The organism is Microbacterium rhizophilum (assembly GCF_039605615.1).
GTDB classification, from domain to species: domain Bacteria; phylum Actinomycetota; class Actinomycetes; order Actinomycetales; family Microbacteriaceae; genus Microbacterium; species Microbacterium rhizophilus.
The window spans coordinates 114,031-123,024 of the sequence record NZ_JBCNUN010000010.1; the positions used below are offsets into that span (position 1 = coordinate 114,031).

The following is an 8,994-nucleotide window of genomic DNA, read 5'->3' on the forward strand; positions in this document are numbered from 1 at the left end:
CACGCCGCGGCGTCACGGTTCCGTGACGCCTCTAGGCTGAATCGGTGATCGAGTACCGCTCCGCCCGCACCGCCGGCATCCCGCCGCTCGTCCTGTACGCGATCCTGCGCCTGCGGGTGGACGTGTTCGTCGTCGAGCAGCAATGCGCCTACCCCGAGCTCGACGGCCGGGACGTCGAGCCGACCGCGGTGCAGCTGTGGGCCGAGGATCGCGACGAGGTCGTCGCGACGCTGCGCCTGCTGACCGACGGACCGGATCGGCGGATCGGCCGGGTCGCCACCGCGGCGGGCGCCCGCGGTCGGGGCGTCGCGGCCGAGCTCATGCGGCGCGCGCTCGAGCAGAGCGAAGGTCAGACCGTCCGGCTCGATGCGCAGGCGCACCTCGCCGGCTGGTACGCGCGCTTCGGCTTCGCGGCGGACGGCCCGGAGTTCACCGAGGACGGCATCCCCCACGTGCCGATGATCCGCCGCGCCTGACTCAGGACTCATCGAACAGCGTCGTCGTGTCCTGAGCCGTCACCCGGATGATGTTCACGAAGATGTCGCTCGACGCCGGGTCGAAGTCGCTGATCACCAGGCTCAGTCCCGGATCTGCGCCGCGTCCGGGCTCGCCGTCGGTCGCGAAGTCGCCCTTGGTCATGCCGTCCAGGAACGCCCCGTCCGGATAGGCCGCCTGGGCCTCCTCCAGCGTCGCCCCGATGCTGATCCCCTCCACCGTGCGCGGGAACTGCTCGAGCACGACCTGCACCGCGGGCTCCGGCACGAGTTCCACGCCCCGGTGACCTCGCTGCCCGACGTACAGCTCCACCACCATGACGTCGCCCGTGGACCCCGTCAGGATCTCGATGAAGCCGGGCACGCCGTCCGCCTCGACCACGAGGTGATAGTCGTGCCCCGCGAATCCGGACGAGCCGAGGTCCGTGAACTCCAGATCGGGAACCGCCGCCAGCGCCTCCGCGATCGGCACCCCGAGCTCGATCGGGCCGAAGTGCGTCTCGTCGAGGACCCAGGTCGCCGGATCGTCCGGGGCGTTCTCCGCGCCGGCGGGTGAGGACGGGGTCGTCGCGCAGCCGGAGAGCGCGAGCACGAGGAAGGCGAATGCGGCGACGCTCGCTCGCCTGCGCAGGTCCATGGTCGCTCCTCTGCTGAAGCCGTCGCTCACGAGCCGATGCCCGAGCAGTCACGGAACTCGGTGAGCCCCGGTGCGCCGACGACGATCCGGTCGATGATCCCGACCTCGCGGTCGTATTCGTAGTAGATCGCGACGTCGCCCCCGCCGTCCTCCGCGAGGAGATCGCGGCCCTCCTGGTGGTCGGGCAGGTCGACGATGCCGAGCCTCGGCCCGTCGCCGTCCAGCAGGACCTCCGCCGGGATGTCCACGGCGTTGCCCGCACCGGTCGGCCCCGACCCGCCGCTGCCGAGTGCCGGCGTCGACTCCACGATCGCGATCTGGTCGATCAGTCCGTCCTCACCGGGGAAGAACCACACGCCTGGTGCGTCCTCGGTGTCCGGCAGGTGCACGTTCGGCGTGCAGCCGTCGCCGTGGGCCTGGGAGGCGTCCCACCCCTCCGCGCGCGCCATGGCGATGACGTCCGCGTACTCGTGCCCGATCGCGACGGGGCCGACGCGGGTGGTGTCGTAGAACCAGGAGTTCGGATCGTTCGGGCGCTCATCGGGCTGGCCGAAGTCGTCGGGGAACTCGTCGTGCACGACCGAGACGGAGAATGCGACGGCGCCCGGGCCCGCCCCGTCGAGCTCGAAGCTGAGCGATCCGGGCCCGTCCTGCTCGTCCTCGATCTCGATCATCGTCGCCCCCATCACGGGCGTCTCCGTGGCATCCGCGTGCACCGCGTCGATCTCCGCGCGCGTCGATCCGACCGTCAGGCCCTCGGCCGTCGCCGGGTACGTCGGGTGCTCGGCCAGGTGCTGAAGCTCGACGCGGATCCCGACGATCCGGCCGTCCTCGGTCGTCGAGACCCACACCATCGCCTCCTCTCCCGGGCCGCCGTCCGGCACGCGGAACGTGCGTCCGATCGCGCCGTCGTCGGGGTAATGCTCGCCGTACGAGAGACCCTCGAGCCCGGCCAGCGTCTCGGCGATGTCGCCGTCGAGGGCGAACGGCCCCACGCGGCGCTCGTCGACGATCCAGGTGGCGGGGTCCGTGTCGACCTCGGTGCGCTGCGCGCCCGCGGGCGGCGCCGTGGCCTCCGCGTCCGGCGTCGGCGCGCTCGCGCATCCGGCCAACGCGATGCCCGTGGCGTCGACGATCCACGTGGCCGGATCATCCGGGTCGTCGATCGCGTCCGGCTCCGACTCGGCAACGCGCTTCGCGCAGCCCGCGAGCGCGTCGCCGAGGACGAGGGATGCGGCGACGGCGACAGCGCCGCGACGTCGCGAATCTGCGTTCATGATGGCCCTCCGATGGGTCTCATCCGGAGGCTATGAGCCGGACATAGATGCCGTCTGTCCACCTTTCGGCTGGTCAGCATCGATTTCGTGTCGGCATTTCGGGGGACATCCGCGCCCGCGGGACGGACGAGCACGTCGGCCTAGGCTGGACGGATGTCCCTCTCCGCTCTCGCCGCGCGCCTGATCCCCTGGTACGCGCGCGAGAAGAGGGACCTGCCGTGGCGGGCGCCCGGGTTCGGCGCGTGGGGCGTGCTGGTGAGCGAGTTCATGCTGCAGCAGACGCCCGTGAACCGCGTGATCCCGCACCTCGAGGCCTGGCTCGAGCGCTGGCCGACACCGGCCGCACTGGCGGCGGACCCGCCCGCCGAGGCCGTGAGGCAGTGGGCCAACCTCGGCTATCCGCGCCGGGCGCTGTGGCTGCACCGCGCGGCGGCGGAGATCCGCGATCGCCACGCCGGCGTCGTCCCGCGCGACGTGGAGGCGCTGCTCGCCCTCACCGGCATCGGCGACTACACCGCCCGCGCGGTCGCGGCCTTCGCGTACGGCGACCGCCATCCGGTGGTCGACACGAACACGCGCCGCGTGATCGCCCGCGCCGTGCACGGCCGCGCGCAGCCGGGGCCGCCCAGCCGGCGCGACCTGGACGACATGGCGGCGCTGCTGCCGGAGGACGCGCGCGACGCCGCGGTCGTGAACGCCGCGACGATGGAGCTCGGCGCGGTGATCTGCACCGCCCGCTCGCCGCGGTGCGACGACTGCCCCGTGCGCGACGTGTGCGTGTGGGTCGCGGCGGGGCGGCCCGAGACGCCCGACCTGCGCAGGCGTCAGGCGCGGTACGAGGGCAGCGACCGCCAGGCGCGCGGCGCGGTGCTGCGCGCGCTGCGCGACGCGGGCGCGCTGCCGCAGGACGCGGTCATCCGCGACTGGCCGGATGCGCTCCAGCGCGACCGCGCCATCCTGAGCCTGCTGGACGACGGCCTGGTCGAGGCCGAGGACGGCGTCCTGCACCTGCCACGGGCATAGCCCGCCGGCAGCTCACTCCTCGTCGTCGAGGTCGCGCGGCTTGACGTAGGGGTCGGCCTCGCCGGCGTACTTCGCCGACGCCGCGATCCCGGCCACGGCCTGGTCGCGCTCGCGCGCCTCGCGCAGCAGGGCGTCGAGGTGGCCGGCGGTCTCCGGGAGCGCGTCCGGGATGAACTCGAGCGTCGGAGTCAGCCGCGTGCTGAGCTGCTTGCCGACCTCGCTGCGCAGCATCCCGGTCGCCGCCTTCAGCGCGGCGGCGCTCGATGCGCGCTCCTCGTCCGATCCGTAGACCGTGTAGAACACCGACGCGTGCTGCAGGTCGCCCGTGACGCGCACCTCGGTGATCGTGACGAACCCGAGCCGCGGGTCGCGCAGCCCCTTCTCCAGCCGTTCCGCCAGGATGACCCGGATCCGATCCGAGAGCCTCGCCTGTCGTTCCTGAGCAGCCATGGAGTCCTCCTTCAATGTGTCCCCGGGGGGACGTGTTGCCTGCGCTCCGCAGACGGAGTGGCCCTGGTGGGCGGCCGAAGCCGCCCACCAGGGCCAGTTTCTCAGACGCGCTTTACGAGCGCGGCTTCTCGACCATCTCGGTGGTCTCGATCTCGTCGCCGATCTGGATGTCGTTGAACTTGCCGAGGCCGATGCCGGCCTCGTAGTCCGTGCGCACCTCGGTGACGTCGTCCTTGAAGCGACGCAGCGACTCGATCGCCAGGTTGTCGCCCACCACCACGCCGTCGCGGATGACCCGCGCCTTCGCGTTGCGGGTGATCGTGCCCGAGCGGACGATGACACCGGCGATGTTGCCGAACTTGGAGGAGCGGAAGACCTCGCGGATCTCCGCGACGCCCGACTGCTTCTCCTCGAACTCCGGCTTGAGCATGCCCTTGAGGGACTGCTCGACGTCGTCGATCGCGTTGTAGATGACCGAGTAGAACCGGATGTCGACGCCCTCGCGCGACGCGGCCTCGCGGGCCTTCGCGTCGGGACGCACGTTGAAGCCGATGACGATCGCGTTGTCGATCGTCGCCAGGTTCACATCCGACTCGGTCACGGCACCCACACCGCGGTGGATGATGCGCAGCTGGACGCTGTCGTCGACCTCGATCTTGAGCAGCGACTCCTCGAGCGCCTCGACGGCACCCGACACGTCGCCCTTGATGATGAGGTTGAGCGACTCGACCTTGCCCTCTTCGAGAGCGCGGGTGAAGTCCTCGAGCGACATGCGCTTGCGGGCCTTGGCCAGCTGGGCGTTGCGCTCGGCGGCCTCGCGCTTCTCCGCGATCTGGCGCGCGGTGCGGTCCTCCTCGGTCACGATGAACGTGTCGCCGGCACGCGGCACCGAGTTCAGACCCTGCACCTGCACGGGACGCGAAGGCCAGGCCTCCTCGACGTGGTCGCCGTTCTCGTCGATCATGGCGCGCACGCGGCCGTAGGCCGTGCCCGCGACGATCGCGTCGCCGACGCGCAGCGTTCCCGACTGGATGAGCACGGTGGCCACCGAGCCGCGGCCCTTGTCGAGCTTCGCCTCGATCGCGACACCACGGGCCGCCTTGTTCGGGTTGGCCGTGAGGTCCAGGCCCGCGTCGGCCGTGAGCAGCACGGCGTCGAGCAGGTCCTGGATGCCGGTGCCCTGGCGGGCGGACACGTCGACGAACATGACGTCGCCGCCGTACTCCTCCGCGACCAGGCCGTACTCGGTGAGCTGCTGGCGCACCTTGCCCGGGTTGGCGTCGGGCTTGTCGACCTTGTTGACCGCGACCACGACCGGGACACCGGCCGCCTGCGCGTGGTTCAGCGCCTCGACCGTCTGCGGCATGATGCCGTCGTCGGCCGCGACCACGAGGATCGCGATGTCGGTCACCTGCGCACCACGGGCACGCATGGCGGTGAACGCCTCGTGACCCGGGGTGTCGATGAAGGTGATCGCGCGCTCGATCTCCTCGTGCTCGGTCCAGATCTGGTACGCGCCGATGTGCTGCGTGATGCCGCCGGCCTCGCCCTCGACCACGTTGGTCTGGCGGATGGCGTCGAGCAGTCGCGTCTTGCCGTGGTCGACGTGGCCCATGACGGTCACGACCGGCGGGCGGATCTCGAGATCGCTCTCGTCCTCGTCCAGCAGCTCCTGCTCGAGGTCGAGACCGAAGCCCTCGAGGAGCTCCTTGTCCTCGTCCTCGGGCGAGACCATCTGGATCTTGTAGCCGAGCTCCTCGCCGAGCACCTCGAAGGTCGCCTGGTCGAGCGACTCGGTCGCGGTCGCCATCTCGCCCAGGTTGAACAGGATGGTGACGAGCGTGCCGGGCTGCACGACGTAGCCGCGCAGGGCCTCGAGCTTGTCCGCGAAGTCGGAGATCGACGCACCGCGGCGCAGGCGGATGATCTCGCCGTTGCCCTTCTGGACGTTGACGCCGCCGACGACCGGCGCCGACCGCATCTCGAATTCCTGGCGCTTCGCGCGACGCGACTTGCGCTGCTTCGACTTGCCGCCGCCCTTGCCGAACGCGCCGGCCGTGCCGCCGCGACCGCGACCACCGGGGCCGGGACGGCCCGGGAAGCCGCCGCCGGGAGCACCGCCGGGACCGCCGGCGCCGCCGGGACGGAAGCCGCCGCCGCCACCGGGGCGACCGGGCCCGCCGGGCCGCTGCTGGAACGGCGCTCCGGGACGACCGCCGCCGCCGGGTCGGCCTGCGCCGCCCGGACGACCGGGACCACCGGGACGCGCGGCGCCCGGACGGGGCGCGCCGGGGCGCGGCGGCTGCGGCTTCGGGATGTTGCCGGGCGACGGGCGCTGGCCCATGCCCTGCGCGGAAGCGAAGGGGTTGTTGCCCGGGCGCGGGCCGGCGGGGCGCTGCCCCATGCCCTGCGCCGAGGCGAACGGGTTGTTGCCGGGGCGCGGGCCGCCGGGCTTGGGTGCCGAGCCGCCGGGACGCGGGACCGCGCCGCCGGGCTTCGGGGCCTCGCGCGCGGGTGCCGCGGCGGGCTTCTCGGCCGCGGCGGCCGGCTTCTCGGCAGCGGGGGCCGGTGCCGGCGTGGCCGCCGGAGCCGGTGCGGGCGCGGGGGCCTGCTCGGCCTTGGGCGCGGCCGGCTTCGCCGGGGCGCCGGGCTTCGCGCTCGTCGCGCGCGCCGGGCCGGGACGGCCGGCGGGCTTCGCCGCGGCCGCGGGCTTGTCGGCGGCGGGCTTGGCGCCGTCGGCCTCGAACGCCGCGCGCAGCTTGCGCGCGACCGGAGGCTCGATCGTCGACGACGGGCTCTTCACGAACTCGCCGAGCTCCTTGAGCTTCGCCAGGGCGACCTTGCTGTCGACGCCGATCTCCGCAGCGATCTCATGTACGCGTGGTTTTGCCACAATTCTCCTGTCTGGGGCGGCCTGCCCCGGACAGGGCAGACCTCAAAGGCGGACGGGTCTCATTTCGAGCCGTTCACTTGATTTCCATAGCCGTTCAGCCATTTCTCGAAGGTCTGCGTGTCAAGTGGTCCTGACACACGCAATGCTCGTCCGAAGGCGCGACGCCTGAGGGCGTTCTCCGCGCACTCGCGAGTGGGATGCAGCCACGCGCCCCGCCCCGGCGACGACTTCCGCTCGTCGATGACGAGCTCGAGATCACGCGCGACCACTCGGATGAGAGCGGATCGGGGGGCACGCATGCGACAGCCGACGCACGTTCGTACGGCTTCCATGTTACACCTCCGGGCTCGCTGCCCGACCGACGATCCGGCGGCGGATCAGCTCTCCTCGAGGATCGAGTCCGGCTGGATGTCGATCTTCGCGCCGGTCAGCTTCGCGGCGAGGCGGGCGTTCTGGCCTTCCTTGCCGATCGCGAGCGAGAGCTGGTAGTCGGGCACGAGGGCGCGCACGGCCTTGGTGTTGGCGTCGATCACGAAGCTCGACGTGACCTTCGCGGGCGAGAGCGCGTTCGCGACGAACTTCGGCAGCTCCGGGTCGAAGTCGACGATGTCGATCTTCTCGCCGCTGAGCTCCTCGGTCACGGCGCGCACGCGGCGTCCGAGCTCGCCGATGCAGGCGCCCTTGGCGTTGATCGCCGGGTCCTTGGCGATCACCGCGATCTTGGTGCGGTGGCCCGCCTCGCGGGCGAGGGAGATGATCTCGACGAGGCCGTTGGCGATCTCCGGCACCTCGAGCGCGAAGAGCTTGCGCACCAGGCCGGGGTGGGTGCGGGACACGGTGATCGCGGGACCCCGGGTGCCCTTCGAGACGCTCGTGACGTACACGCGCAGACGCGAGCCGTGGCGGTACTCCTCGCCCGGCACCTGCTCCTCGGGAGGCAGGATGGCCTCGACCGTGCCGAGATCGACGTGGATCATGCGCGGGTTCGGACCCTGCTGCACGACGCCGGCGACGATGTCGCCCTCCTTGCCACGGAACTCGCCCAGCACGGCGTCGTCCGCGATGTCGCGCAGACGCTGGCTGATGACCTGCTTGGCGGCGTACGCGGCGATGCGCCCGAAGCCCTCGGGAGTGACCTCCTCCTCGCCGATCACCGCGTCGTCCTCGTCGGTCACGGGCACGAAGATGCCCACGTGGCCGGTCTTACGGTCGAGCTGCGCACGGGCGCCGGAGGTCTCGTCGCCGGACTGCGAGATGTGCTTCTCGTAGGCGGTCAGGATCGCCTGCTCGATGATCCGTGCGAGCTCCTCGAACGGAATCTCCTTCTCGCGCTCGACGGTGCGCAGCAGTCCCAGATCGATATCCATGGCGACCTCCCTATTCAGCTCTCACCGGCAGACTCCGCCGGTATCCCTCCGAGATTACCGGACGGCGTCCGCGCCTCGCTGTGAGCGCATGGCGACGGCCCCGCCATCCGCGAGGATGACGGGGCCGTCGTGTGCTGATCGGGTCAGCCGACCTTGGCCGTGGCCTTGGACGTCTTGATCACGGTGGTGTACCCGGTCTTGCTGCCCGTGACCTTGACGGTGAGGGTCTTGCCCTTCAGCGTCTTCGGCACGGTGAAGGACGAGTACTTCGCGCCCTTGATCGCGACACCGCTCGCGTACCACTGGTACGTCCGGGCCGTCCCGGCGGTCCACGTGCCCGGGGCCACGGTCAGCTTCTGGCCGATCCGAGGGGTCGCGTCGCTGATCGTGGGGGTGCCGGCCGTGAGGGTGCCGGCGGCGATCTTCTTCGACGAGGAACCCCTCACCAGCGTGGTGTACCCGGTCTTGGAACCGGTGACCTTCACCGTCAGGTACTTCCCCGACAGCGACGCCGGAACCGTCAGGAACGAGTACCGCGCCCCCGAGATCGCCGCACCGTTCGCGTACCACTGGTACTTCAGCGACGCGCCCGACGTCCACGTGCCCGGCTTGACGGTCACCTTGGACCCGACCTTCACGGTGCCGCTGATCGTCGGGGTGGCGCCCGTGAGGGTGCCGGCGGCGATCTTCTTGCCCGCCGACAGCTTCGCCGCCGTGGCGTACCCCGCCAGCGAACCGGTCACCTTCACCGACAGCGTCCTGCCCACATACGTTGACGGGATCGCGTACGACGACCCCGTCGCCCCGCGGATCGCCGTGCCCGACGCGTACCACTGGTAAGCCAGCTTCACAC

At 71.4% G+C, this 8,994-nt stretch carries 8 protein-coding genes and 1 pseudogene; 2 read left to right on the plus strand and 7 right to left on the minus strand.

The window, feature by feature from the left end:
* The first annotated feature begins 44 nt into the window (after nt 1-44).
* The gene (locus AAD528_RS15155) at nt 45-476 is read left to right on the plus strand and encodes a GNAT family N-acetyltransferase (RefSeq protein ID WP_345752918.1); all 432 of its coding nucleotides are present in this window, start codon (nt 45-47) and stop codon (nt 474-476) included.
* 1 nt (nt 477) lies between these two features.
* Here AAD528_RS15155 and AAD528_RS15160 read toward each other — a convergent pair whose 3' ends face one another.
* Together AAD528_RS15160 and AAD528_RS15165 are read right to left on the minus strand one after the other, a co-directional pair.
* Nucleotides 478-1,131, minus strand: a complete 654-nt coding sequence (locus AAD528_RS15160) for a hypothetical protein (RefSeq protein WP_345752919.1) — start codon at nt 1,129-1,131, stop codon at nt 478-480.
* A 26-nt stretch (nt 1,132-1,157) separates the two neighbouring features.
* Nucleotides 1,158-2,408, minus strand: coding sequence for a hypothetical protein (locus AAD528_RS15165; RefSeq protein WP_345752920.1), 1,251 nt, complete (start codon nt 2,406-2,408; stop codon nt 1,158-1,160).
* Between the two features lie 153 nt (nt 2,409-2,561).
* Between AAD528_RS15165 and AAD528_RS15170 the strand changes: the two genes are divergently transcribed.
* Nucleotides 2,562-3,431, plus strand: a complete 870-nt coding sequence (locus AAD528_RS15170; RefSeq protein WP_345752921.1) for an iron-sulfur binding domain-containing protein — start codon at nt 2,562-2,564, stop codon at nt 3,429-3,431.
* Between the two features lie 12 nt (nt 3,432-3,443).
* Here AAD528_RS15170 and rbfA read toward each other — a convergent pair whose 3' ends face one another.
* From rbfA to AAD528_RS15195, 5 genes and pseudogenes are all read right to left on the minus strand, one after another.
* Complete coding sequence (gene rbfA, locus AAD528_RS15175; protein ID WP_345752922.1) at nt 3,444-3,881, minus strand: 30S ribosome-binding factor RbfA; 438 nt, start codon at nt 3,879-3,881, stop codon at nt 3,444-3,446.
* Between the two features lie 112 nt (nt 3,882-3,993).
* Nucleotides 3,994-6,774: a translation initiation factor IF-2 gene (gene infB, locus AAD528_RS15180; RefSeq protein WP_345752923.1), complete on the minus strand. Its 2,781-nt coding sequence runs from the start codon at nt 6,772-6,774 to the stop codon at nt 3,994-3,996.
* A 59-nt stretch (nt 6,775-6,833) separates the two neighbouring features.
* Nucleotides 6,834-7,106: a YlxR family protein gene (locus AAD528_RS15185; protein WP_345752924.1), complete on the minus strand. Its 273-nt coding sequence runs from the start codon at nt 7,104-7,106 to the stop codon at nt 6,834-6,836.
* A gap of 45 nt (nt 7,107-7,151) precedes the next feature.
* On the minus strand, nt 7,152-8,141 hold the full coding sequence (nusA, locus tag AAD528_RS15190; protein WP_345752925.1) for a transcription termination factor NusA: 990 nt from the start codon (nt 8,139-8,141) through the stop codon (nt 7,152-7,154).
* A gap of 143 nt (nt 8,142-8,284) precedes the next feature.
* A pseudogene (locus tag AAD528_RS15195) lies at nt 8,285-8,994 on the minus strand (hypothetical protein); the annotation flags it as partial.

What these genes read in the sequence shown, in the direction of transcription:
- nusA (WP_345752925.1), bottom strand. Translation starts at nt 8,141, where the DNA reads ATGGATATCGATCTGGGACTGCTGCGCACCGTCGAGCGCGAGAAGGAG.
- AAD528_RS15160 (WP_345752919.1), bottom strand. Translation starts at nt 1,131, where the DNA reads ATGGACCTGCGCAGGCGAGCGAGCGTCGCCGCATTCGCCTTCCTCGTG.
- AAD528_RS15170 (WP_345752921.1), top strand. Translation starts at nt 2,562, where the DNA reads ATGTCCCTCTCCGCTCTCGCCGCGCGCCTGATCCCCTGGTACGCGCGC.
- rbfA (WP_345752922.1), bottom strand. Translation starts at nt 3,881, where the DNA reads ATGGCTGCTCAGGAACGACAGGCGAGGCTCTCGGATCGGATCCGGGTC.
- AAD528_RS15165 (WP_345752920.1), bottom strand. Translation starts at nt 2,408, where the DNA reads ATGAACGCAGATTCGCGACGTCGCGGCGCTGTCGCCGTCGCCGCATCC.
- AAD528_RS15185 (WP_345752924.1), bottom strand. Translation starts at nt 7,106, where the DNA reads ATGGAAGCCGTACGAACGTGCGTCGGCTGTCGCATGCGTGCCCCCCGA.